Origin of the sequence: Streptomyces inusitatus (assembly GCF_014651115.1) — a bacterium.
Lineage (GTDB): Bacteria > Actinomycetota > Actinomycetes > Streptomycetales > Streptomycetaceae > Streptomyces > Streptomyces amakusaensis.
Window position 1 is genome coordinate 48918 of sequence record NZ_BMWG01000021.1, and the last position, 23431, is coordinate 72348.

The 23431-nt window shown below is 72.1% G+C and carries 18 protein-coding genes and 1 pseudogene; 16 read left to right on the forward strand and 3 right to left on the reverse strand.

Annotation, left to right across the window (positions count from 1 at the left end):
- Window positions 1-188 precede the first annotated feature (188 nt).
- The 5 genes and pseudogenes from IE247_RS25905 (at window position 189) to IE247_RS25925 (ending at window position 6959) form a co-directional block, all read left to right on the forward strand.
- Window positions 189-782: a sigma-70 family RNA polymerase sigma factor gene (locus tag IE247_RS25905; protein WP_190125697.1), complete on the forward strand. Its 594-nt coding sequence runs from the start codon at window positions 189-191 to the stop codon at window positions 780-782.
- Window positions 779-1600 carry a zf-HC2 domain-containing protein gene (locus IE247_RS25910; RefSeq protein ID WP_190125698.1) on the forward strand — a complete coding sequence of 274 codons (822 nt, stop codon included), beginning with the start codon at window positions 779-781 and terminating at the stop codon, window positions 1598-1600. Before IE247_RS25905 ends, IE247_RS25910 begins: the two co-directional genes overlap by 4 nt.
- Before the next feature lie 61 nt (window positions 1601-1661).
- A pseudogene (locus IE247_RS25915) lies at window positions 1662-4079 on the forward strand (HelD family protein); the annotation flags it as partial.
- A gap of 585 nt (window positions 4080-4664) precedes the next feature.
- Window positions 4665-6092 carry an NAD-dependent malic enzyme gene (locus IE247_RS25920; protein WP_190125700.1) on the forward strand — a complete coding sequence of 476 codons (1428 nt, stop codon included), beginning with the start codon at window positions 4665-4667 and terminating at the stop codon, window positions 6090-6092.
- A gap of 585 nt (window positions 6093-6677) precedes the next feature.
- On the forward strand, window positions 6678-6959 hold the full coding sequence (locus IE247_RS25925) for an HU family DNA-binding protein (protein WP_003954777.1): 282 nt from the start codon (window positions 6678-6680) through the stop codon (window positions 6957-6959).
- 113 nt (window positions 6960-7072) lie between these two features.
- Here the strand turns inward: IE247_RS25925 and murA are convergent, their stop codons facing one another.
- On the reverse strand, window positions 7073-8404 hold the full coding sequence (murA, locus tag IE247_RS25930) for a UDP-N-acetylglucosamine 1-carboxyvinyltransferase (protein ID WP_190125701.1): 1332 nt from the start codon (window positions 8402-8404) through the stop codon (window positions 7073-7075).
- Between the two features lie 277 nt (window positions 8405-8681).
- Here murA and IE247_RS25935 point away from each other — a divergent pair, with 277 nt between their 5' ends.
- Window positions 8682-9242 (forward strand): YqgE/AlgH family protein, encoded by a 561-nt coding sequence (locus IE247_RS25935; RefSeq protein ID WP_190125702.1) that lies wholly within the window; start codon window positions 8682-8684, stop codon window positions 9240-9242.
- Here the strand turns inward: IE247_RS25935 and IE247_RS25940 are convergent.
- Window positions 9215-9931 carry a response regulator gene (locus IE247_RS25940; RefSeq protein ID WP_190125703.1) on the reverse strand — a complete coding sequence of 239 codons (717 nt, stop codon included), beginning with the start codon at window positions 9929-9931 and terminating at the stop codon, window positions 9215-9217. The genes IE247_RS25935 and IE247_RS25940 overlap by 28 nt on opposite strands.
- Window positions 9906-11105, reverse strand: a complete 1200-nt coding sequence (locus tag IE247_RS25945; RefSeq protein WP_190125704.1) for a sensor histidine kinase — start codon at window positions 11103-11105, stop codon at window positions 9906-9908. The genes IE247_RS25940 and IE247_RS25945 overlap by 26 nt, the downstream gene beginning before the upstream one ends.
- Window positions 11106-11218: 113 nt before the next feature.
- Between IE247_RS25945 and IE247_RS25950 the strand changes: the two genes are divergently transcribed.
- From IE247_RS25950 to IE247_RS25995, 10 genes are all read left to right on the forward strand, one after another.
- Complete coding sequence (locus tag IE247_RS25950; protein WP_190125705.1) at window positions 11219-12031, forward strand: ABC transporter ATP-binding protein; 813 nt, start codon at window positions 11219-11221, stop codon at window positions 12029-12031.
- The gene (locus tag IE247_RS25955) at window positions 12028-12885 is read left to right on the forward strand and encodes an ABC transporter permease (protein WP_190125706.1); all 858 of its coding nucleotides are present in this window, start codon (window positions 12028-12030) and stop codon (window positions 12883-12885) included. Before IE247_RS25950 ends, IE247_RS25955 begins: the two co-directional genes overlap by 4 nt.
- Before the next feature lie 77 nt (window positions 12886-12962).
- Entirely contained in the window at window positions 12963-13247 is a 285-nt protein-coding gene (locus IE247_RS25960) for a DUF3039 domain-containing protein (RefSeq protein WP_190125707.1), read from the forward strand.
- Between the two features lie 260 nt (window positions 13248-13507).
- A complete protein-coding gene (locus tag IE247_RS25965) occupies window positions 13508-14812 on the forward strand; it encodes an extracellular solute-binding protein (RefSeq protein ID WP_190125708.1) in 1305 nt (434 codons plus the stop codon).
- Window positions 14813-14817: 5 nt separating this feature from the next.
- Window positions 14818-15789: a carbohydrate ABC transporter permease gene (locus IE247_RS25970; RefSeq protein WP_190125709.1), complete on the forward strand. Its 972-nt coding sequence runs from the start codon at window positions 14818-14820 to the stop codon at window positions 15787-15789.
- Between the two features lie 11 nt (window positions 15790-15800).
- Window positions 15801-16634, forward strand: a complete 834-nt coding sequence (locus tag IE247_RS25975) for a carbohydrate ABC transporter permease (protein ID WP_229869363.1) — start codon at window positions 15801-15803, stop codon at window positions 16632-16634.
- Window positions 16635-16656: 22 nt separating this feature from the next.
- Window positions 16657-18309 (forward strand): beta-N-acetylhexosaminidase, encoded by a 1653-nt coding sequence (locus IE247_RS25980; RefSeq protein WP_190125711.1) that lies wholly within the window; start codon window positions 16657-16659, stop codon window positions 18307-18309.
- Between the two features lie 288 nt (window positions 18310-18597).
- Complete coding sequence (locus tag IE247_RS25985) at window positions 18598-19494, forward strand: FAD binding domain-containing protein (protein WP_190125712.1); 897 nt, start codon at window positions 18598-18600, stop codon at window positions 19492-19494.
- Window positions 19491-21125: a 2Fe-2S iron-sulfur cluster-binding protein gene (locus tag IE247_RS25990; RefSeq protein ID WP_190125713.1), complete on the forward strand. Its 1635-nt coding sequence runs from the start codon at window positions 19491-19493 to the stop codon at window positions 21123-21125. Before IE247_RS25985 ends, IE247_RS25990 begins: the two co-directional genes overlap by 4 nt.
- Window positions 21122-23425, forward strand: a complete 2304-nt coding sequence (locus tag IE247_RS25995) for a xanthine dehydrogenase family protein molybdopterin-binding subunit (protein WP_190125714.1) — start codon at window positions 21122-21124, stop codon at window positions 23423-23425. Before IE247_RS25990 ends, IE247_RS25995 begins: the two co-directional genes overlap by 4 nt.
- Window positions 23426-23431: the final 6 nt, after the last annotated feature.

Consider the following 23431-nt stretch of genomic DNA (forward strand, 5'->3'; position numbering starts at 1 on the left):
GGCCTCCCTGATCCCCCTCACCCCATTCGCCCCACCCGCATCGCCCGCACCCACCTCGTACCGGTCAACTCCCGTACCAGGTACGGATGTTTTCGGCCAGGCTTTGAATGCCTCCCCGCCCTTCTCCGTAGGAGAGAGGGACAAGGAGTCAGCCGAGAGCCGCCGACACCAAGGTCTCGACCGGGAGGTTGCAGGTGCGCAAAGATGCGGCCGTGGCCGATGACCGTCCGCACAGGACCCGCCATCGCAGCGAGAACGCGCGCCGTGACTCCTCGGTCCCCGAAGAGGAACTCATGCGCGCGCTGTATCGCGAACACGCGGGGCCTCTGTTCGCCCATGTACTGCGACTCGTCGCCGGGGACCGGCAGAGGGCCGAGGACGTGGTGCAGGAGACGCTCATCCGTGCCTGGAAGAACGCCGGTCAGCTCAACCGGGCGACCGGATCGGTCCGCCCCTGGCTGGTGACGGTCGCACGCCGCATCGTCATCGACGGCCACCGCAGCCGGCAGGCCCGGCCGCAGGAGGTCGATCCGTCGCCGCTGGAGGTCCTGCCCGCGGAGGACGAGATCGACAAGGCGCTGTGGCTGATGACGCTCTCGGACGCGCTCGATGATTTGACACCCGCGCATCGGGAAGTTCTTCTCGAAACGTATTTCAAGGGGCGCACGGTCAACGAGGCGGCCGAGACGCTCGGCATACCCAGCGGCACGGTGCGCTCCCGGGTGTTCTACGCGCTCCGGTCCATGAAACTCGCGCTGGAGGAGAGGGGGGTCACGGCATGACCATGCCGGATCGGGAATCCGTGCACGACGCGGTCGGCGCGTATGTGCTCGGTGTTCTCGACGACGCGGAAGCGTCGGCGTTCGAGGCGCATCTCACGGAGTGCGAGAGCTGTTCGGCCGGCGTCGAGGAACTCTCCGGGCTGGAGCCGATGCTCGCGGCCCTGGCCGGGGCGCCGCCGCTGGATCGCACGGAGCGGGCGGACCGGGCGGAGCGCACGGACCGGACGGATGTGACGCCCCCGCGATTCATGCCCCTGGAGCCCGCGCCGCCGGGCCCCAGGGTGCTGAACGGACTGCTCGGCGAGGTGGCGGCCCGCCGCGCCGCGGCCCGCAGACGCGGCAGAATCCTGGTGGCCGTCGCGGCCGTACTGATCATCGGCGGCCCCGCCGTCGCCGTCGTGACCATCGCCCGGGGGGACGGCGCGGCGGCCCGGCCCGGCGGCCGTCACCCCACCCCGGCCGAGCACGCCTTCTTCCACGACATCGAACGGAAGTCCGAGGCGACCGACTCCGCGACCCAGGTCAACGCCTCCGTCGGCATCGAGCGCAAGGACTGGGGCACCCACGCCGTCCTCCGGCTGAAGAACATCAAGGGCCCGCTCAAGTGCCTGCTCGTCGCCGTCTCCAAGTCCGGCGAGGAGGAGATCATCACCTCCTGGGCCGTCCCCGGCGGCGGCTACGGCCTGGCCGACGGCCCGGACGACACCTCCAGAAGACCGCTGTACATCCACGGCGGGGCGGCCATGGACCATGCCCAGATCGACCGCTTCGAGGTGCGTACGTTCGACGGCAGGAAGCTCGTGGAGGTCGACGCCTGACAGATTCGCCCCCTTCGCGTACGGTTGGCGGCTGCCCAGTGCACGTCAGAAGGGGGCCTCGGTGGCCGCGCAGGAAGCCGCTGTCGACGCTGTCGATCAGTCCGCGGGGGACGCAGTCCAGGAGGACTCCGCCCGCGGATCCGCCCCGGAGGACTCCGTCCGGGACCGCGAGATCGCCGTTGAGCAGGAACATCTCGACCGGGTCTACCACCGGTTGGAGGAGAAGATCGACGAGGCGGAGTTCCTGATGAAGGACGCCGCCAAACTCGGGCAGGTCGGCACCCCCGGGGCGCTCGCCGAGCGGGACGCGCAGGTCTTCCGCGCCGGCGTCCACCTCAGTCGCCTCAACAACGAGTTCGAGGACTTCCTCTTCGGCCGCATCGACCTGCTGCTGGGCAAGGACGGCGAGCGCGGCCCGGACGGCGCGTTCACCTCGGTGGAGCCCGCCGACGACGCGGTGCGCCCCGACAGCACCGCCGACATCGCCGAGACCCTCCACATCGGCCGGATCGGCGTCCTCGACACCGACTACGCGCCCCTGGTGATCGACTGGCGGGCCCCCGCGGCGGCCCCCTTCTACCGGTCCACCCCGGTCGCGCCCGGCCGGGTGGTCCGCCGCCGGGTCATCCGCTCCAAGGGCCGCCGGGTCCTCGGGGTCGAGGACGACCTGATGCGCCCCGAGCTGACCGCCCGTCTGGACGGCTCCGTACTCCCGGTCATCGGCGACGGCGCGCTGATGGCCGCCCTCGGGCAGGCCCGCAGCCACACCATGCGCGACATCGTCGCCTCCATCCAGGCCGAACAGGACATGGTCATCCGGGCCCCCGCCGCCTCCGTGACCTATGTGGAGGGCGGCCCGGGCACCGGGAAGACCGCCGTCGCGCTGCACCGGGCCGCGTATCTGCTCTACCAGGACCGCAGGCGGTACGCGGGCGGCATCCTGATCGTCTCGCCGACCCCGCTGCTCGTCGCCTACACCGAGGGCGTGCTGCCCTCGCTGGGCGAGGAGGGGCAGGTCGCCATCCGCGCGGTGGGCCATCTGGTCGACGGCGCGGAGGCCACCGCGTACGACGAGCCGGCCGTGGCGCGGATCAAGGGCTCGGCCCGGATGCTGAAGGTCCTCCGCAACGCCTCCCGGGGCGCGCTGGAGCGCCCGGGCCCCACGGTGACCGTGCTGGACGGACAGCTCGCCCTCGGCGACGAGGAGACCCCGGGCACGCCCGAGCGCCTCCGCGTGGTCGCCTTCGGCCGCCGGCTGGAGCTGGAGGCCGACGACCTGCGCCGCATCCGCAACAACGTCCTCGGCGGCACCGCCCCGGTCAATCTGCTGCGCCCGCGCGCCCGCAGGCTGCTGCTGGACGCGCTGTGGTCGCGCTCGGGGGCGGCCGGCCGCCACACCGACCAGGAGCTCGCCGCCGAGCTGCGGTCCTCCTTCGACGAGGACGTCACCGGCGAGGACAGCTTCCGGCTCTTCCTGGACGAGTGGTGGCCCGAGCTGACCCCGCGCGGGGTGCTTGCCGCCATGGCCGACGAGCGGCGGCTCGGCCGCTGGGCGCGCCGGATCCTCAACCCGGGCGAGATCCGCCGGCTGGCGCGCTCGCTCCGGCGGGCCGGCGAGGACGGCAAGGGTCCCCTCTCGGTGCACGACGTGGCGCTCCTGGACGAGCTCCAGACGCTGCTGGGGGCTCCGGCGCGGCCGAAGAAGAAGCGCGAGCTGGACCCGCTGGACCAGCTCACCGGTCTTGAGGAGCTGATGCCCCAGCGCGAGGAGACCCAGCGCGAGCGGGCCGAGCGGCTGGCGGCGGAGCGCACCGAGTACGCGCACGTCATCGTCGACGAGGCGCAGGACCTCACCCCGATGCAGTGGCGCATGGTCGGCCGCCGCGGGCGGCACGCCACCTGGACGATCGTCGGCGACCCGGCGCAGTCCTCCTGGCCCGAGCCGCAGGAGGCGGCCGAGATCCGCGACGAGGCGCTCGGCACCCGTCCGCGCCGCCGCTTCCAGCTCACCGTCAACTACCGCAACCCGGCGGAGATCGCCGAGCTGGCGGCCCGGGTGCTGGCGCTGGCGATGCCCGGGATGGAGTCCCCGGCGGCGGTCCGCTCGACGGGGATCGTGCCCCGGTTCGCCGCCGTGGGCGGGGCGGAACTGGCCGAGGTGGTGCGCGAGGAGGCGCGCCGGCTGCTGGAGCGGGTGGACGGCACGGTCGGCGTGGTCGTCGCCATGCACCGCCGCGAGGAGGCCGCGCGCTGGCTGGCGGGTCTGGGCGAGCGGGTGGTGGCACTCGGCTCGCTGGAGGCGAAGGGCCTGGAGTACGACGCGACCGTCGTGGTCAGCCCGGCGGAGATCGCCGACAACTCCGCGGTCGGACTCCGTGTGCTGTATGTCGCACTCACCCGGGCGACCCAGGAGCTGACGGTGATCTCGGGCGGCCGTGACGAGCCGGACGCGGAGGGCGTGCCCCGGCTGCTGCGCGAGGACGCGGCCGAGCCGCCGCGCGAGCAGGAGGCGGGCGGGCAGCCGCCCCGCCAGGCGCGCGGCAGACGCTCCGGGGGGCGGCGGCGCGAGCGGTCCCCGTCCGGTGACCGGAATCCGCAGACCCGTTCGGACCAGACCCGTTCGGACCAGGCACGGGAGTGACGAGGAGTCAACCCGCGCGGGGGGAATCACTTACCGGGGTGGTTTGTTAGCCTGGTTGTGGCACCGGCTCGATCCAAGCCCCCGGGCCCAACCTTCGTCGCTTCGAGCGACCACTTGCCGCGAGGCGAGCATGGCGGGTCGGTGCCACTCACTCTTCGTTCAGCAGGTCCATGCCACCGGCTCCCCGGCGGCATGGACCTGTTGCCGTTGGGCCGCCCGAGGTCTCCCGGGGTCTCCCTGGGCCGTTCGGGGGTTCCCGCCGAGGGGATTTCTCCCGTATCACGGAATTCGCTTTCCGAAAACAAAACGACCACTATTACCGGCTACCGGCTGGTAGGTGCGACCATCGGTAAAGCGTCCGCCCGGGGTGCCCCCGCAGCGGGCGCATAGCAATGAAGCTAGGGAAAGCAGAGGAACCCGGTCATGGCAACGGCGCCCAGCGTCTCGTATTCGATGACGGTCCGGCTGGAGGTGCCCGCGAGCGGAACCGCGGTCTCCCAGCTCACCACGGCCGTGGAGTCCTCCGGCGGCTCCGTGACCGGTCTGGACGTGACCGCTTCCGGCCACGAGAAGCTCCGGATCGATGTGACCATCGCGGCCACCTCCACCGCGCACGCCGAGGAGATCGTCGAAGAGCTCCGCGGCATCGAGGGCGTCGTCCTCGGCAAGGTCTCCGACCGTACGTTCCTGATGCACCTCGGCGGCAAGATCGAGATGCAGTCGAAGCACCCCATCCGCAACCGTGACGACCTCTCGATGATCTACACCCCGGGTGTGGCGCGGGTCTGCATGGCCATCGCGGAGAACCCCGAGGACGCCCGCCGTCTCACCATCAAGCGGAACTCGGTCGCCGTGGTCACCGACGGCTCCGCCGTCCTCGGCCTCGGCAACATCGGCCCGATGGCCTCCCTGCCGGTGATGGAGGGCAAGGCCGCCCTGTTCAAGCGGTTCGCCGGCATCGACGCCTGGCCGATCTGCCTGGACACCCAGGACACCGACGAGATCGTCGCGATCGTCAAGGCCATCGCGCCCGGCTTCGCCGGGATCAACCTGGAGGACATCTCCGCGCCCCGCTGCTTCGAGATCGAGGCCCGGCTGCGCGAGGCCCTGGACATCCCGGTCTTCCACGACGACCAGCACGGCACCGCCATCGTGGTCCTCGCCGCGCTCACCAACGCGCTCCGCGTCGTCAACAAGGCGGTCGGCGACGTACGGGTCGTCATGTCCGGCGCCGGCGCGGCCGGCACGGCCATCCTCAAGCTGCTGCTCGCCGCCGGTGTGAAGCACGCGGTGGTCGCCGACATCCACGGCGTGGTGCACGCGGGCCGCGAGGACCTCGTCGACGCCGCCCCCGAGTCCCCGCTGCGCTGGATCGCCGACAACACCAACCCCGAGGGCGTCACCGGCACCCTGAAGCAGGCCGTGGTCGGCGCGGACGTCTTCATCGGCGTCTCCGCCCCGAACCTGCTGGGCGCGGAGGACGTCGCCGCGATGGCGGACGGCGCGATCGTCTTCGCGCTCGCGAACCCGGACCCCGAGGTGGACCCGGCGATCGCCCGCCAGACCGCCGCGGTCGTCGCCACCGGACGCTCCGACTTCCCGAACCAGATCAACAATGTACTGGTCTTCCCGGGTGTCTTCCGCGGTCTGCTGGACGCCCAGTCCCGCACCGTCAACACGGAGATGATGCTCGCCGCCGCGACCGCGCTGGCCGACGTCGTCACCGAGGACGAGCTGAACCCGAACTACATCATCCCCTCGGTCTTCAACGACAAGGTCGCCGGAGCCGTGGCCGGAGCCGTCCGCACGGCCGCCAGGGCCGCCGCCGCCCCCGTCGCCCAGGACCAGTAGCCCGGGCGCGCGCGAGGGCCGGCCCGGACACCCGGGACCGGCCCTCCCGCGCGTGATCGGCCCGATCATGCCCCGGCGCGCCCCGGGGACGGCCCCGGAGCGCGCCCCCAGACCCCTCCCAGGCGGCCTCGGAGCCCCTCTGGGCGGCCGGGGCACGGGCGGGGCCTGTACGGACCGTGAGCGCCGCCCCAGGACGATCAAGGGGGATCCCCCCGGTCGCCGAGGGCTCCGCGGCCACTTACAGTTCTCCCGACGGCCCCTCTTGGGCGGTGCGCCCATGGCCTGACCTCCGGCGCGTCGTGGGATGCCGGGCCCCGGCAGCCGATCTAGGGTGGCGGACCATGGCCCCGGCGGCTCCACGGAGTCCCCGCCTGGTGAACGGAGCGTCACCACGATGTGGTAGTGGCGCTTTTCGTGTGACTCAGGAGGGTGCCGGATTGGCGTTCCCGCCATTGGTGGGGGCAGGATGCGTAACCGGGCGAGAGGGTCTGATGCAGACCCTGGTCCGGGGACTGTCAGAGGGCCCTGGCAGCATCGGCTTCGATCTCACGCCTCACAGGCAAGTAGAAACACGGGAGTAAGAACATGAACCGCAGTGAGCTGGTGGCCGCGCTGGCCGACCGCGCCGAGGTGACCCGCAAGGACGCCGACGCCGTGCTGGCCGCCCTCGCCGAGACTGTCGGCGAGATTGTCGCCAAGGGCGACGAGAAGGTCACCATCCCCGGCTTCCTGACCTTCGAGCGCACCCACCGTGCCGCTCGTACCGCGCGTAACCCGCAGACCGGCGACCCGATCCAGATTCCGGCCGGTTACAGCGTGAAGGTTTCGGCGGGCTCGAAGCTGAAGGAAGCGGCCAAGGGCAAGTAAGGCCCCTGGGCCTGACTGTCCGACCGCTGAAACATCACAAGGGCGGCCACCTTGCCAAGGTGGCCGCCCTTGCTGTGTCCCCGGGAGCCCCGCGGGGCCCCCGGGGGACGGTGTCAGCGGCCCGGGAGCTCCACCTTCGCCCCGAGCTTCACCAGCTTGTCCATGAAGTTCTCGTAACCCCGGTTGATCAGGTCGATCCCATGCACCCGGGAGGTGCCCTGGGCGGCCAGCGCCGCGATCAGATACGAGAAGCCGCCCCGCAGGTCGGGGATGACCAGATCCGCGCCCTGGAGCTTCGTCGGACCCGACACCACCGCCGAGTGGAGGAAGTTCCGCTGGCCGAAGCGGCAGTCCGAGCCGCCCAGGCACTCGCGGTACAGCTGGATGTGCGCACCCATCTGGTTGAGCGCGGAGGTGAATCCGAGCCGGGACTCGTAGACCGTCTCGTGGACGATGGAGAGGCCCGTCGCCTGGGTGAGCGCCACCACCAGCGGCTGCTGCCAGTCGGTCTGGAAACCGGGGTGCACGTCCGTCTCCAGGGCGATCGCGTTCAGCGTGCCGCCCGGGTGCCAGAAGCGGATGCCCTCGTCGTCTATCTCGAACGCCCCGCCGACCCGGCGGTAGGTGTTCAGGAAGGTCATCATCGAGCGCTGCTGGGCGCCCCGCACATAGATGTCGCCCTCGGTCGCCAGCGCCGCCGACGCCCAGGAGGCCGCCTCCAGACGGTCCGGCAGCGCCCGGTGGGTGTAGCCGCCGAGCCGGTCGACACCGGTGATCCGGATCGTCCGGTCGGTGTCCAGCGAGATGATCGCGCCCATTTTCTGGAGTACGGAGATCAGATCCTCGATCTCCGGCTCCACCGCGGCGTTCGACAGCTCGGTGACGCCCTCCGCCAGCACCGCCGTCAGCAGCACCTGCTCCGTGGAGCCGACCGAGGGGTACGGCAGCCGGATCTTGCAGCCGCGCAGCCGCTGCGGGGCCTCCAGATACTGGCCGCCCTCGCGCTTCTCGATCGTCGCGCCGAACTTCCGCAGCACGTCGAAGTGGAAGTCGATCGGCCGGCCGCCGATGTCACAGCCGCCGAGACCGGGGATGAAGGCATGGCCCAGCCGGTGCAGCAGCGGACCGCAGAACAGGATCGGGATGCGCGAGGAACCCGCGTGGGCGTCGATGTCGGCCACATTGGCGCTCTCGACGTGCGTCGGGTCCAGCACCAGCTCGCCCGGCTCGTCACCCGGGCGGACGGTCACGCCGTGCAGCTGGAGCAGTCCGCGCACCACCCGCACATCGCGGATGTCGGGCACATTGCGCATTCTGCTCGGCTCGCTGCCGAGGAGGGCGGCGACCATGGCCTTCGGCACCAGGTTCTTGGCGCCTCGGACGCGGATCTCGCCCTCCAGCGGGGTCCCGCCGTGGACAAGCAGTACATCGTCTGTGCCGGTCATGAATCTCGCGTTCCGGAGGGTGTCCCCTCCAGTGGAGCGAGGGGAGGTCGGGCAGAGGGTCAGAGAAAAGGGTAAGGGGCGGGGATCCCGCCGCAGTAAGGGCCGGGAGCCTCCACGACGTCATGAGTTCGCTACAGCACGCTGGGTTCCGCCCCGCCTTCGGAGTGTCACCTTCCGGATGGTTCCGGGGTGCCGTCACGGCCCATTCTGGGGGGTGGGGCCGAGCGGTCGGACGGTCGGCCCCCGCGCGGGGCGAAGATGCGGGATCATGTCTCGCATGACCGAGGTGTCCTCGCTCACAGGGCGGCTGCTCGTCGCCACACCCGCCCTCGCGGACCCGAATTTCGACCGCGCCGTCGTCCTGCTGCTCGACCACGACGACGAGGGCTCCCTCGGCGTGGTCCTCAACCGGCCCACCCCCGTGGGAGTCGGCGACATCCTGGAACCCTGGGCCCCGCTCGCGGGCGAGCCCGGAGTCGTCTTCCAGGGCGGCCCCGTCTCCCTCGACTCCGCACTCGGCGTCGCCGTGATCCCCGGCGACGAGGGCCCGGCCGGCTGGCGCCGGGTGTACGGGGCGATCGGCCTGGTCGACCTGGAAGCCCCGCCCGAACTGCTCGGCGCGGCCCTCGGCTCGCTGCGCATCTTCGCCGGATACGCGGGCTGGGGCCCCGGCCAACTGGAGAACGAGCTCGACGACGGCGCCTGGTACGTCGTCGAGTCCGAACCCGGCGACGTCTCCTCGCCCCGCCCCGAGTCCCTCTGGCGGGCCGTCCTGCGCCGCCAGCGCAGCGAACTGGCCATGTTCGCCACCTACCCCGACGACCCCTCGATGAACTGACCCCCGAGCCCCGCCTCCGTATGCGTGCCCGTCCCCGGAACCACCAGACCCGTCTCGTACGCCACGATCACCAGCTGCGCCCGGTCCCGCGCGCCGAACTTCCCCAGCAGATGACTCACATGCGTCTTCACCGTGGAGACGCCGACATACAGCCGCCGCGCGATCTCCGCGTTGTTCAGCCCCCGGGCCACCAGCTCCAGCACCTCGCGCTCCCGGCCGGTCACCGAGCCCAGACCGGCCGCGTCCGGCCGGGCCGGACCCGGCCGCCGCGCGAACTCGGAGATCAGCCGCCGGGTCACCGCCGGAGCGATCAGCGCGTCCCCCGCCGCCACCACCCGCACCGCCGCCAGCAGCTCCGAGGGCGGGGTGTCCTTGAGCAGAAAGCCGCTCGCGCCCGCGCGCAGCGCCCCGTACACATGGTCGTCCAGGTCGAACATGGTCAGCATCAGCACCCGGGTCCGAGCCGTCTCCGGGAACGAGCAGATCAGCCGGGTCGCCTCGATGCCGTCCAGCACCGGCATCCGCACATCCATCAGCACCACGTCCGGCCGGGTGGAGCGGGTCAGGCGCACCGCCTCGGCGCCGTCCGCCGCCTCGCCCACCGGAGTCAGCCCCTCCGTCGCCTCCACCAGCAGCCGCAGACTTCCCCGCAGCAGCGCCTGATCATCGGCCACCAGCACCCGGATCACCGGTCGCCCCCTCCTCCTCGCACCCGGCCGGAGCGTACGGAAGCGCCGCCCGGACCTCGAAACCGCCGCCCGCCACCGGCCCGGCCGTGAACGTACCGCCGTACAGCGCCACCCGCTCCCGCATGCCCACCATGCCGTGCCCCGGCGGCCCGTACGAAGACCTCGGCCGGCCGTCGTCCCGCACCGTCAGCCGCACCTCGCCGCCCTCGGCGCGCACCGCCACCCGGCCCACCGCGCCCGGGCCCGCGTGCCGCAGCACATTGGTCAGCGCCTCCTGGACGATCCGGTACACCGCGAGCCCCACCCCCTCCGGCAGCCCGCCGAGGCCGGCGGTCTCCAGCTCCGCCCCGGCGCGCCGCGCCAGCTCCGCCAGCTCCCGGGGGCCCGGGGCGGGGGAGTACGAGGCCGGCAGCCGCTCCCCGCCCTGCGAACGCAGCACCCCCAGCATCTGCCGCAGCTCCAGCAGCCCGCTGCGGCCCGTGGCCTCGATGTCCCGCAGCGCCCCGGCCGCCTCCTCCGGACGGCTTTGTACGACATGGTTGGCCACCCCCGCCCGCACCACGATCAGCCCCATCGAGTGGGTCACCACATCGTGCAGCTCCCGGGCGATCCGCAGCCGCTCCTCGGTGACCGCGCGCTGCGCGAGCTGCTCGGCCGCGCGCAGCGCGAAGGCCCGGCGCTCCCGGGCCGCCCGGCCCAGCTCCCAGGCCGCCACCAGGGCGACACACCCCAGGATGATCAGGCCGGGCCCGCCGGACCACCAGTAGCGGGCCCCCTGCCGGGCCGGGGCGACCAGCCCCGCGCAGAGCAGCACCGCGATCGCGGGCCCCGGCGGCCACCGCTGCCACCAGCGCCGCCCCACCGCGCCGACGGCGACCGCGTGGAGCGCGAACGCCGCCGGAAGGAAGGGGTCCAGCACCGCGTCCAGCACCACGGCGACCCAGGTCACCGCCAGCACCCAGCAGAAGACCGGCACGGGCCACAGCCGCCGGAGCGCGCACGGCAGCACGGCGGCCGCCGTCAGCAGCACGAGCGGCACACCGGAGAGCGGCGTGGGCTCCCCGGGCACCGTGGGCGCGGTGGGCACCGTGGGCGAGCCCACCAGAGTGAGCAGGAGGGCGTACACCGCGACCGCGACCGCGTCCCGCCCCACCAGCCGTATCGCGTCGGACATCCCCCGACCGTAGAGCCGCCGGGGTGCCGCCCGCCTCCGTCCCCGGGAGGAGAACCGCCGCTCCGCCCCCGGGCCGATGCGCGCCCGGGGCCCGGCCGGGGAGTGTCGGCGGGGTGATTGACGTAACCGAACTGACGAAACGACAGGGGCGCGCGACCGTCGTCGACGCGCTGAGCTTCACCGCCGCACCCGGGCGGGTGACCGGCTTCCTCGGGCCCAACGGCGCGGGGAAGTCCAGCACACTGCGGATGATGGTCGGCCTGGACCGGCCCGACGGGGGCACGGTCCGCTACGACGGGGTGCCCTACGAGCGGCTGCGCCGCCCGCTCCACGAGGTCGGGGCGCTGCTGGAGACGGAGTCCGTCCATCCGGGGCGCAGCGGCCGGTCCCATCTGCGGGCGCTCGCCCGCACCCATCGGATCGGCGACCGCCGGGTGGCGGAGGTGATCGAGCTGACCGGGCTCGCGGGGGCGGAGCGGCGGCGGGCCGGGACGTACTCGCTGGGGATGCGGCAGCGGCTGGGGATCGCGGCGGCGCTGCTCGGCGACCCGGCGGTGCTGCTGCTGGACGAGCCGGTCAACGGGCTGGACCCGGAGGGGGTGGTGTGGATCCGCTCGCTGATGCGCCGGTGGGCGGGGGACGGCCGCACCGTGCTGGTCTCCTCGCATCTGATGGCCGAGGCCGCGCTCACCGTCGACGATGTGGTGGTGATCGCCCGGGGGCGGCTGCTCGCGGCGGGCCCGCTGGAGGAGATCGTGTCCGGGCACGCCTCTCCCGGCGGCTCTCTGGAGGAGGCGTTCATCCGGCTGACCGGGGGCCCGGCCGACCACTCGGCCGGGGCCGGTGCCGGGGCTGGAACCACGGCCGGTGCCGGGGCTGGAACCGCGGCCGGTGCCGGTCGCTCGGAGCGGGGGAGCACCCGATGACACCGCAGACCACGCCCGTGTCCGCGTCCGCGTCCGCGTCCAGGCCCGGAGCCGGGCCGAGGAGCCGGGGGCGGTACGACGGGCTCGCGGCCGACTTCGCCGCCGCCGTCTCCGCGGAGTGGCTCAAACTGCGCACCCTGCGCTCCACCTGGTGGATCCTTCTCGCCTTCTTCGCCGTCGGCACCTCCTTCGCGGTGCTCTACGGCACGGCGGCCGGCGGCCGCGTCGCGGAGCATCTGGGCGACCCCGCCTTCGACCCGGTCTTCTTCGGGTTCGGCGGCCAGATGATCGCCCAGCTGGCGATGGTCTGTCTGGGGGTGCTGGCCGTCGGCGGCGAGTACTCCTCCGGCACGATCCGGTCCTCGCTGGCCGCCGTGCCCCGCCGGGGCCTGTTCTGGGCCGCGAAGTCGGCGGTGCTGGGGGCCGTGGCGCTCGCGGCGGCCCTGCCCGCCGCGTTCGCCGGCTTCTGGCTGGCCCAGCTTTCGATGGGCCCCGAGCTGAACGTCTCGCTCGGGGATCCGGGCGCGCTGCGCGCCACGCTGGGGGTGGCGGTCCATCTGACGGTGATCTGTCTGATCTCCGCGGGGGTGACGGCGGTGCTGCGCGGCACGGTGCTCTCGCTCGGCGTCCTGGTGCCGCTGATCTTTCTGCTGCCCCAGATGATCGGACCGGTGCCGGGGACGGTGGGGCGCCTCGCCTGGTATCTGCCGCAGCTCGCGGGCTCCCAGCTGATGCGGAGCTTCCCGGACGAGCGGGTGGACTTCGGTCCCGGGGGCGCGCTGGCGGTGATGCTGGTGTGGGCGGCGGTGGCTTTCGCGGGCGGTCTGGCGGCGCTGCGGCGACGCGACGCGTGAGCGGCTCCCCGGGCGGTCCGGGGGAGTGGGACCCGGGTGCGGTCCAGGAGCCGGTGGCCCGGGTACCCTTGGAGTTCATGAGCACTCTTGAGCCCGAGCGCGGGTCTGGGACGGGAACCCTCGTAGAGCCGACGCCGCAGGTGTCGCACGGCGACGGCGATCACGAGCGCTTCGCCCATTACGTCCAGAAGGACAAGATCATGGCGAGCGCCCTCGACGGCACTCCCGTGGTCGCCCTGTGCGGAAAGGTCTGGGTGCCGGGGCGTGACCCCAAGAAGTACCCGGTCTGTCCGATGTGCAAGGAAATCTACGAGTCCATGGGCCCGGGCGGGGACAAGGGCAAGGGCGGCAAGGACAAGTAGCCGCCGCGGCGAAGACATGAACGAACGGCCCCGGGGGCACGCGAACACGCGTGCCCCCGGGGCCGTTTCCGTGTCCGTCCGCTCACCGGCCGTTCCCCTTTCGGGCCGTCGGGGCCACAGCCGTTGCACAGGATGCGTCTGCCGGTCACAGAGTGGTTGAGACCTCTTGTCCCCAGGTTTGTCCCGCTCTAGCCTCCTCGTGTTGTGCAGCACGAAACGTACGTTGCAGATGCTGCAACGAATACCGTAGGGGACCGCTCATGAAGCTCAGCTCCCGCATCGCCGCTCCGACCGCGGCACTGGTGCTCGCGGGTCTCACCGCGACCGCCTGTGCCCCCCAGACCTCCGACAACAGCTCCTCGAAGGACGAGAAGTCCGGGACCCTGCGCGTCTGGCTCTTCCAGGAAGTCAACAACGACCCGAAGAAGAAGGTCGTGGACGAGGCCGTCGCGGCCTTCACCAAGGAGAACAAGGACGCCAAGGTCGAGGTCGAGTACATCCCCGTCGAGACCCGCGCCCAGCGCATCAAGGCCGCCTTCAACGACCCGAAGAGCGCCCCCGACGTGATCGAGTACGGCAACACCGACACCGCCGGCTATGTCAAGGACGGCGGACTCGCGGACATCAGCGAGGAGTTCAAGGCCTGGGACGAGGCCAAGAGCAGCGACCCCACCGCGACCCAGTCGGTCACCGTCAACGACAAGATCTACGGTGCTCCCCTCTTCGTCGGCGTCCGCGCGCTGTACTACCGCACCGACGTCTTCAAGGAGCTGGGCCTCAAGCTGCCCAAGACCCAGGACGAGCTGATCGCCACCGCGAAGAAGATCCGCGAGAAGAAGCCGGAGCTCTACGGCATGGCGGTCGGCGGCGCGTACACCTACGGTGCGATGCCCTTCATCTGGGCCAACGGCGGCGAGCTGGCCGAGGGCAGCGGAGGCTCCTACAAGTCGGCCATCAACAGCGAGGCCTCCCAGAAGGGCATCAAGGCCTACACCTCGCTCTTCGGCGACGACAACTGTCCGGCCGCCAAGTGCGCCGCCATGACCGGCAACGCGGTCGTCACCGCCTTCGCCTCCGGGAAGGCCGCCATGGCCATGGGCGGCGACTTCAGCCACCAGGCCGTCGAGGCGGGCACGGTGAAGGGCAAGTACGCCGTCGTGCCGCTGCCCGGCATGAAGGAGGGCGAGATCGCCCCGGCCTTCGCGGGCGGAAACAACATCGGCGTCCTGAAGAGCACCTCGCACCGCACCCTCGCGGTGGAGCTGACGAAGAAGCTCGCCGGCAAGGAGTCCCAGCGCAAGTTCTTCGACGCCATGGGCTTCCTGCCGACGTACACCGACGTCCGTGACGAGGTCGCGAAGAAGAAGCCCTTCGTCGAGCCCTTCGTCAAGACGCTCGGAGCGGGCACCAAGTTCGTCCCCGCCTCCTCCGGCTGGGGCCAGGTGGACGCCTCCCTCGTCCTGCCGACGATGTTCCAGGAAGTCATCAGCGGCAAGAAGGACGTCGCGAAGGCGTCCGACGAAGCGGCCAAGAAGATGGACACGGCGTTCACCGACGCCGGCTGACCGACATGACCCACCAAGCGACAGCCGCCGGCCCGGCCGCGGTCTCCCCCAAGACCGCGCCGGCCCCGGCCGCGAAGCCCCCCAGAAAACGATCCGGCCGCAAGGGCGGGCGCTGGACGCCCTGGCTCTATCTGCTGCCCGCGCTCGTCGTCCTCGCCGCGCTGCTGGTCTACCCGATCTACCAGCTCGGCCTGATCTCCTTCCTCGAATACACCCAGGCACAGGTCAGCGGCGGCGAGCCGACCACCTTCAAGGGCCTCGGCAACTACCGGGAACTCTTCGCCGACAGCCAGTTCTGGCAGGTCCTGCTCGCCACGGTGCTCTTCGCCGCCGCCTGTGTGATCGCCACCCTCATCGTCGGCTGTGTGCTCGCCGTGCTGCTGACCCGCATCAGGGCGGTGCCCCGCCTCGCCCTGATGATGGCCGCGCTCGGCGCGTGGGCGACCCCGGCCATCACCAGCTCCACTGTCTGGGTCTTCCTCTTCGACCCCGACTACGGACCGGTGAACCGCCTCCTGGGCCTCGGTGACTTCTCCTGGACCTACGAGCGCTACAGCGCCTTCGCCCTCGTCCTCTTCGCGGTCGTCTGGTGCTCGTTCCCGTTCGTGATGGTGACCGTGTACGCGGGCATCAAGGCCATCCCCACCGAAGTCCTGGAGGCGGCCTCGCTGGACGGCGCCTCCCAGTGGAAGATCTGGCGCTCCATCACCGCGCCCATGCTCCGCCCCATCCTGGTCGTCGTCACCATTCAGTCGATCATCTGGGACTTCAAGATCTTCACCCAGATCTATGTGATGACCAACGGCGGCGGCATCGCCGGCCAGAACCTCGTCCTCAATGTGTACGCGTACCAGAAAGCCTTCGCGTCCTCGCAGTACAGCCTGGGTTCGGCGATCGGCATCGTCATGCTGCTGATCCTGCTGACCGTCACCCTCGTCTATCTGCGCCTTCTGCGACGCCAGGGAGAAGAACTGTGAGCCGTACGAGCATGTTCCGCGTCCGCCGCCCCTGGCGGCTGTTCGCCGAGGCGTCCGCGCTCGTCATCGCGGTGATCACCGCCTTCCCGCTGTACTGGATGGTGCTCTCCGCCTTCAAACCGGCGGGCGAGATCCAGTCGACCGACGCGCTGCCCTGGACGCTCAATCCGTCGCTCGACTCCTTCCGCCGCGTGTTCGAGCAGCAGGATTTCGGCCGTTATTTCCTCAACAGCCTTCTCGTCGCCTGCGCCGTCGTGGTGGCGTCCGCGCTGATAGCCTTCCTCGCCGCGACGGCGGTCACCCGCTTCCGGTTCAAGTTCCGCACCACCCTGCTCATCATGTTCCTGGTGGCGCAGATGGTGCCGATCGAGGCGCTCGCCATCCCGCTGTTCTTCCTCATGCGGGACGCGGGTCAGCTCAATACCCTCTGGTCGCTGATCCTGCCCCATATCGCTTTCTCCCTCCCGTTCGCCATCTGGATGCTGCGCGGATTCGTGAAGGCGGTGCCCGAGGCGCTGGAGGAAGCGGCCTACATCGACGGCGCGAGCCGCACCCGCTTCCTGTGGCAGATCCTCTTCCCGCTGGTCTTCCCGGGCCTTGTGGCGACCAGTGTCTTCTCCTTCATCTCGACCTGGAACGACTTCCTCTTCGCCAAGTCCTTCATCATCAGCGACACCTCGCAGTCGACCCTGCCGATGGCGCTGCTGGTCTTCTTCAAACCGGATGAGAACGACTGGGGCGGCATCATGGCGGGCTCCACCGTCATGACCGTGCCGGTGCTCATCTTCTTCGTGTTCGTACAGCGACGGCTGGTCTCCGGACTGGGCGGCGCCGTAAAGGACTGAGCAACCCTCAAGGATGGATGTCATGACCGCTGAAGCGAACCCTCCCGATCTGATCCCGGCCCCCCGAGCCGTCGAGAACGGCGCCGGCGGCGGCTTCGCCCCCGACGCCCGCACCACCCTCTACGCGGGCGCCGGCACCGGCTCCACCGAGCGCTGGCTGCGCTCGGTGGTCGGGCCGGCCCTCGGGCTGCCACTGCCGCCCGGGGAGACCGAGAACGCCGAGAACTCCCTCACCCTCCTCGTCGACGACAACCTGGAGCCCGAGGCGTACCGGCTGGAGGTCGTGGGGGGCCGGGGCATCGAGATCCGCGGCGGCTCCGGCGCGGGCGTCTTCTGGGGCGCGCAGACCCTGCGCCAGCTCCTCGGCGCCGACTCCTTCCGCCGGGCCCCGATCGGCTCCGGCGCGGTCCATGACATCCCCGCCCAGATCATCGAGGACGGCCCCCGCTTCTCCTGGCGCGGAATGATGCTCGACGTCTCACGTCACTTCACGCACAAGACCGATGTGATGCGCTACCTCGATCTGCTGGCCGCCCACAAACTCAACGTCTTCCACTTCCATCTCACCGACGACCAGGGCTGGCGCATCGAGATCAAGCGCTATCCCCGGCTCACCGAAGTCGGATCCTGGCGCTCCCGCACCAAATGGGGCCACCGATTCTCCGAACTCTGGGACGACAAGCCCTACGGTGGCTACTACACCCAGGACGACATCCGCGAAATCGTCGCCTACGCCGCCGAGCGGCATATCACCGTCGTGCCCGAGATCGATGTGCCCGGACACTCGCAGGCCGCCATCGCCGCATATCCGGAACTGGGCAACACCGACGTCATCGACACCGCCTCGCTTTCACCCTGGGAGACCTGGGGGATCAATCCCAACGTACTCTCCCCCACCGACAACACCCTGCGCTTCTACGAAGGCGTCCTGGAGGAGGTCCTCGAACTCTTCCCCGTCCAGACCTCGCCCTTCATCCACATCGGCGGCGACGAATGCCCCAAGGACCAGTGGAAGCAGTCCCCGACGGCCCAGGCCCGGATCGCCGAACTCGGCGTCGGTGACGAGGACGGACTCCAGTCCTGGATCATCCGCCACTTCGACACCTGGCTCACCGCCCGGGGCCGCCGCCTCATCGGCTGGGACGAGATCCTCGAAGGCGGCCTCGCGCCCGGCGCGGCGGTCTCCTCCTGGCGCGGCTACGCGGCCGGCATCGAGGCGGCCGAAGCAGGCCACGACGTCGTGATGTGCCCCGAGCAGCACGTCTATCTGGACTTCCGCCAGGACGGCGGCCCCGACGAGCCGATGCCCATCGGGTACATCCGCACCCTGGAGGACGTCTACCGGTTCGAACCGGTGCCGCCCGGCCTCAGCCCCGAGGCCGAGGCGCACATCATCGGCACCCAGGCCAATGTCTGGACCGAGGTCCTGCAGGAGCGCTCCCGCATCGACTACCAGGTCTTTCCCCGCCTCGCCGCCTTCGCCGAGGTCGCCTGGTCCCGGCTGCCCGCCTCCCCGGAGCGGGATTACGCCGACTTCGAACGCCGAATGGCCACCCACTACCGCCGCCTTGACGCCCTCGGCGTCGACTATCGGCCACCCGGGGGCCCGTTGCCGTGGCAGAAGCGCCCCGGGGTGACCGGCTTCCCGCGTGAGGGAGCGCCCCCGAACGTGTGAGTCCGCGCCCAAGCCGGCCGTCCCCCGCCCCGGACTCTGGCACCGTGGGACGGCCATGAGGAACAAGCCGCGCAACACCGCTGAAGACCGGCAATCCGTATGTGCCACCGAAGCCATAACAAAAGCGGACGCCATAGCGGTTAGGGCGCATCCTTCGTGGATGCGCCCTTCGTGGACCCTCTCGCCGGTCGGCCCGGAACATGTGCCAGAGTTGCCATCCCTAGCCTGTGAGCACGTACGGTACGGCAACACAGGCGGGATGGCCGGACACCGGGAAGGGGCAGCTGGGTGACCACGCACGCACCGCAGACGACGCGGTCGGTGACGCTGCCGACGTCGCTCGACGAGGCAGTGGCGGCACTGACCGCCATGCCCGCCGCCGTGCCGGTGGCCGGCGGAACAGACCTCATGGCCGCGGTCAACAAGGGGCAGCTTCGCCCCGCGGGGCTCGTCGGACTGGGCAGGATCAGCGAGATCCGGGGCTGGCGCTACCAGGACGGGCACGCCCTCCTCGGCGCGGGACTCACCCACGCCCGGATGGGCCGCCCCGACTTCGCCGCGCTCATCCCCGCGCTCGCCGCATCGGCGCGCGCGGCCGGCCCGCCGCAGATCCGCAACGCGGGCACGCTCGGGGGCAATATCGCCACCGCCGCCGCGACCGGCGACAGCCTGCCCGTGCTCGCCGCCCTGGAGGCCGAGCTGATCATCGCGGGCCCCGGCGGGGCCCGCCGTGAGCTGCCCGTCTCCCATCTGCTCGCCGGCCGCGAGATGCTCGGCCCCGCCGAACTCATCGGCCATGTGCGGGTACCGCTGCTGCACGCGCCCCAGGTCTTCCTGAAGGCCACCGGCCGCACCGGCCCCGGCCGCGCCACCGCGTCCGTCGCCGTCGTGCTGGACCCCGTGCGGCGCGGAGTGCGCTGCGCGGTGGGAGCGATCGCGCCGATGCCGCTGCGGCCCATGGAGGCCGAGCGCTGGATCGCCTCGCTCATCGACTGGGACGGCGAACGAGGGCTCTCCGTCGAGGCGCTGACCGCCTTCGGGGAGTACGTCGCCGCCGCCTGCATCCCGGATCCGCCACCGGCTCCGGAGGGCTCGGAGGCGGCCGTACACCCGCCGGCCGTACTGCATCTGCGGCGCACCGTCGCCGCGCTGGCCCGACGGGCACTGGGGAGGGCGCTGTCATGAGCAACGAGGAGAACCCGCAGGGGCGTCGGCGGGACCAGCGGCACGGGCACCAGCACGGGCCTCAGCAGGGGTACCCGGCTGAGCACGGCGGCTGGCAGCCGACGCCGCAGGGCGACTACGACTACGAGGCCACGGCCTTCGTGCACATCCCGCCGGAGGACATGCCCGGAGCCTCGCCGCTGGAGGCCCCGGGGCACGGCTACGTGCCCCCGATGATCCTTCCGCTGACCCCCGCCGCCGACCCCCAGGTGCCGGAGGTCTGGCAGACCCCGCAGCAGGCTCCGGAGGCCGCTCAGCACCAGCAGGCTCCGCAGGCCCAGCAGCACGGCCGGCACGGCGGGCCGGAGCACGGCTGGCCCGAGCCCGCGCCGGGCCCGGAGCAGCCGCGGACGGACCCGCACGCGACCAGCGAGTGGAGCTTCACCCAGGCCGCCCCGCAGGCCCCCCAGGCTCCGGAGGCCCCCCAGGCCCCCGCGCCCCAGCAGCAGTCCGGGCCGCCCGCCGCCGACGTCACCGGCCAGTGGACGATCCCGGTGGCCCGGGGCGATCTGCCCGAGGAGACGGGGGAGTTCACCGCCTCCATGCTCCAGGCCCAGTGGAACGCCGCCCCCGCGACCCTGCCCGGCGGCGCCACCGCCCCCTGGGCCGCCGAGCCCCCGGCCACCCTCCCCGGCGGCGCGCCCGCCCCCTGGGCCGCCGAACAGCTCCCGCCCGCCGAGCCCGAGGCCCCCGCCCCGGCCACCCACGCGCCCGCGCCCCACACCCCCGGGGCCGACGCGCCCCGGCCCCCCCAGGAGCCGGTGACGGCGACCCACGCGCCGACGCCGCACGAGCCGGTGACCCCCGAGCCCGAGGCCCAGTCCGCCGAGCCCGAGCCCGAGCCCGAGCCCGCACAGGAACCGGAACCGGAATCGGAACCGGACGTCGCCACTCCCGCGGACCCGGCCCCGGAGCCCGACCCGGAACCGGCCCCGGAAGCGGCCCCCGAGGCCGAACCCGCCGCCCCCGGCCCGCTCTCCGCCGCCGCCCAGGAACACCCGCCCACCTCCTACGTCCTGCGCGTCAACGGCGTCGACCGCCCCGTCACCGAGGCGTGGATCGGCGAGTCCCTGCTCTACGTCCTGCGCGAGCGCCTCGGCCTCGCCGGGGCCAAGGACGGCTGCTCGCAGGGCGAGTGCGGCGCGTGCAACGTCCAGGTGGACGGCCGGCTCGTCGCCTCCTGCCTGGTCCCCGCCGCCACCACCGCGGGCTCCGAGGTCCGTACCGTCGAAGGCCTCGCCACCGACGGCGAACCCTCCGACGTGCAGCGCGCCCTGGCCGCCTGCGGAGCCGTCCAGTGCGGCTTCTGCATCCCCGGCATGGCGATGACCGTCCACGACCTCCTGGAGGGCAACCACCGCCCCAGCGAGCTGGAGACCCGGCAGGCCCTGTGCGGCAACCTCTGCCGCTGCTCCGGCTACCGGGGCGTCCTCGACGCCGTACGGGACGTGGTCGAGGGCCGCGAGGCGAGCGCCGCCGCGGCGGCCGAGGCCGCCGATGCCCCACAGTCGCCGGATGCCCGCATTCCGCACCAGGCGCCCCCCGGCGCCGGTAGTGTGCAGCCCCACCCGCACGACGGAGGCATGGCGTGACCAACGACGCCGACGCGACGCCCCGGACGGCCCCCTTCCCCCGGCCGGAGCAGCCCGCCCACGGCCTCGGGGCCTCCCTCCCCCCGGCCGACGCCCGAGCCAAGACCGAGGGCACCTTCCCGTACGCCTCCGACCTCTGGGCCGAGGGACTGCTCTGGGCGGCGATCCTCCGCTCCCCGCACCCCCACGCCCGGATCACCTCGATCGACACCTCGGCGGCCCTGGAGATGCCCGGCGTCCGCGCCGTCGTCACCCACCAGGACATCCCCGGGGACGTCTCGTACGGCAGGCGCATCGCCGACCGTCCGGTCTTCGCCTCCGACCTCGTCCGCCACCACGGCGAGGCCATCGCCGCCGTCGCCGCCGACCACCCCGACACCGCCCGGCTCGCCGCCGCCGCCATCGCGGTCGAGTACGAGGTGCTGGAGCCGGTCACCGACCCGGAGCAGGCCTTCGCCGCCGAACCCCTGCACCCCGACGGCAATCTGATCCGGCACATCCCGCTGCGCTACGGCGACCCCGACGCCGCCGGCGAGATCGTCGTCGAGGGCCTCTACCGCATCGGACGCCAGGACCCCGCGCCCATCGGCGCCGAGGCCGGTCTCGCCGTGCCCAGGCCCGACGGCGGGGTCGAGCTGTACGTCGCCTCCACCGACCCGCACACCGACCGCGATCTCGCCGCCGACTGCTTCGGCCTGGCGCCCGACCGGGTCAAGATCGTCGTCACCGGCGTCCCCGGCGCGACCGGCGACCGCGAGGACCCCGGCTTCCAGCTCCCGCTGGGGCTGCTGGCGCTCAAGACGGGCTGCCCGGTCAAGCTGACCGCCACCCGCGAGGAGTCCTTCCTCGGCCACGCCCACCGCCACCCCACCCTGCTCCGCTACCGCCACCACGCCGACGCCGACGGCCGGCTGGTCAAGGTCGAGGCGCAACTCCTCCTCGACGCCGGGGCCTACGCCGACTCCTCGTCCGAGTCGCTCGCCGCCGCCGTCGCCTTCGCCTGCGGCCCCTACGTCGTCCCGCACGCCTTCATCGAGGGCTGGGCCGTACGCACCAACAACCCCCCGTCGGGCCATGTGCGCGGCGAGGGCGCGATGCAGGTGTGCGCCGCCTACGAGGCCCAGATGGACAAGCTCTCCGTCAAGCTCGGCCTCGACCCCACCGAGCTGCGACTGCGCAATGTGCTCGCGACCGGCGACATCCTGCCCACCGGGCAGACCGTCACCTGCCCGGCCCCGGTGGCCGAACTCCTCCAGGCCGTACGGGACTTCCCGCTGCCCCCGCTGCCCAAGGACTCGCCCGAGGACGACTGGCTGCTCCCCGGCGGCCCCGAGGGCGCGGGGGAGCCCGGCGCGGTCCGCCGCGGCGTCGGCTACGCGCTGGGCATGGTCCACATGCTCGGGGCCGAGGGCACCGACGAGGTCTCCACCGCCACTGTCAAGATCCACGACGGCATCGCCACCGTCATCTGCGCCGCCGTCGACACCGGCCAGGGCTTCACCACCCTCGCCCGCCAGATCGTCCAGGAGACCCTCGGCGTCGACGAGGTCCATGTCGCCGCCGTCGACACCGACCAGCCCCCGGCGGGCCCGGCGGCCCACGGCAGACACACCTGGGTCTCGGGCGGCGCGGTCGAGCGCGCGGCCAAGATGGTCCGTACCCAGCTGCTCCAGCCGCTGGCCCACCAGTTCGGGATGTCGACCGAGCTGCTCCAGATCGCCGACGGCAAGATCACCTCGTACGACGGGGTGCTCTCCACCACCGTGATGGAGGCGATGGAGGGCAAGGAGCTGTGGGCCACCGCCCAGTGCCGCCCCCACCCCACCGAACCGCTGGACGAGGCCGGACAGGGCGACGCCTTCGTCGGCATGGCCTTCTGCGCCGTACGCGCCGTCGTCGACGTCGACATCGAACTGGGCTCGATCCGGGTCGTCGAGATGGCCGTCGCACAGGACGTCGGCCGGGTGCTCAACCCGGCGCAGCTCGCCAGCCGCATCGAGGCGGGCATCACCCTCGGCGTCGGCACCGCCCTGACGGAGAACCTCCGCACCACGCGCGGTGTGATCCGCCACCCCGACCTCACCGGCTACGCCCTGCCGACGGCCCTGGACGCGCCCGACATCCGCATCGTGAAGCTGGTCGAGGAGCGCGACGTGGTCGCCCCCTTCGGCGCGAAGGCGGCGAGCGCGGTCCCCGTGGTCACCTCCCCGGCCGCCGTCGCCGCCGCCGTCCGCGCGGCCACCGGCCGTCCCGTCAACCGTCTCCCCATCCGCCCCCAGGCGGCGGTCGCCCTTCCCTAACCTGGA

What these genes read in the sequence shown, in the direction of transcription:
- IE247_RS25910 (WP_190125698.1), top strand. Translation starts at nt 779, where the DNA reads ATGACCATGCCGGATCGGGAATCCGTGCACGACGCGGTCGGCGCGTAT.
- IE247_RS25920 (WP_190125700.1), top strand. Translation starts at nt 4,665, where the DNA reads ATGGCAACGGCGCCCAGCGTCTCGTATTCGATGACGGTCCGGCTGGAG.
- IE247_RS25925 (WP_003954777.1), top strand. Translation starts at nt 6,678, where the DNA reads ATGAACCGCAGTGAGCTGGTGGCCGCGCTGGCCGACCGCGCCGAGGTG.
- murA (WP_190125701.1), bottom strand. Translation starts at nt 8,404, where the DNA reads ATGACCGGCACAGACGATGTACTGCTTGTCCACGGCGGGACCCCGCTG.
- IE247_RS25935 (WP_190125702.1), top strand. Translation starts at nt 8,682, where the DNA reads ATGACCGAGGTGTCCTCGCTCACAGGGCGGCTGCTCGTCGCCACACCC.
- IE247_RS25945 (WP_190125704.1), bottom strand. Translation starts at nt 11,105, where the DNA reads ATGTCCGACGCGATACGGCTGGTGGGGCGGGACGCGGTCGCGGTCGCG.
- IE247_RS25955 (WP_190125706.1), top strand. Translation starts at nt 12,028, where the DNA reads ATGACACCGCAGACCACGCCCGTGTCCGCGTCCGCGTCCGCGTCCAGG.
- IE247_RS25960 (WP_190125707.1), top strand. Translation starts at nt 12,963, where the DNA reads ATGAGCACTCTTGAGCCCGAGCGCGGGTCTGGGACGGGAACCCTCGTA.
- IE247_RS25965 (WP_190125708.1), top strand. Translation starts at nt 13,508, where the DNA reads ATGAAGCTCAGCTCCCGCATCGCCGCTCCGACCGCGGCACTGGTGCTC.
- IE247_RS25970 (WP_190125709.1), top strand. Translation starts at nt 14,818, where the DNA reads ATGACCCACCAAGCGACAGCCGCCGGCCCGGCCGCGGTCTCCCCCAAG.
- IE247_RS25975 (WP_229869363.1), top strand. Translation starts at nt 15,801, where the DNA reads ATGTTCCGCGTCCGCCGCCCCTGGCGGCTGTTCGCCGAGGCGTCCGCG.
- IE247_RS25980 (WP_190125711.1), top strand. Translation starts at nt 16,657, where the DNA reads ATGACCGCTGAAGCGAACCCTCCCGATCTGATCCCGGCCCCCCGAGCC.
- IE247_RS25990 (WP_190125713.1), top strand. Translation starts at nt 19,491, where the DNA reads ATGAGCAACGAGGAGAACCCGCAGGGGCGTCGGCGGGACCAGCGGCAC.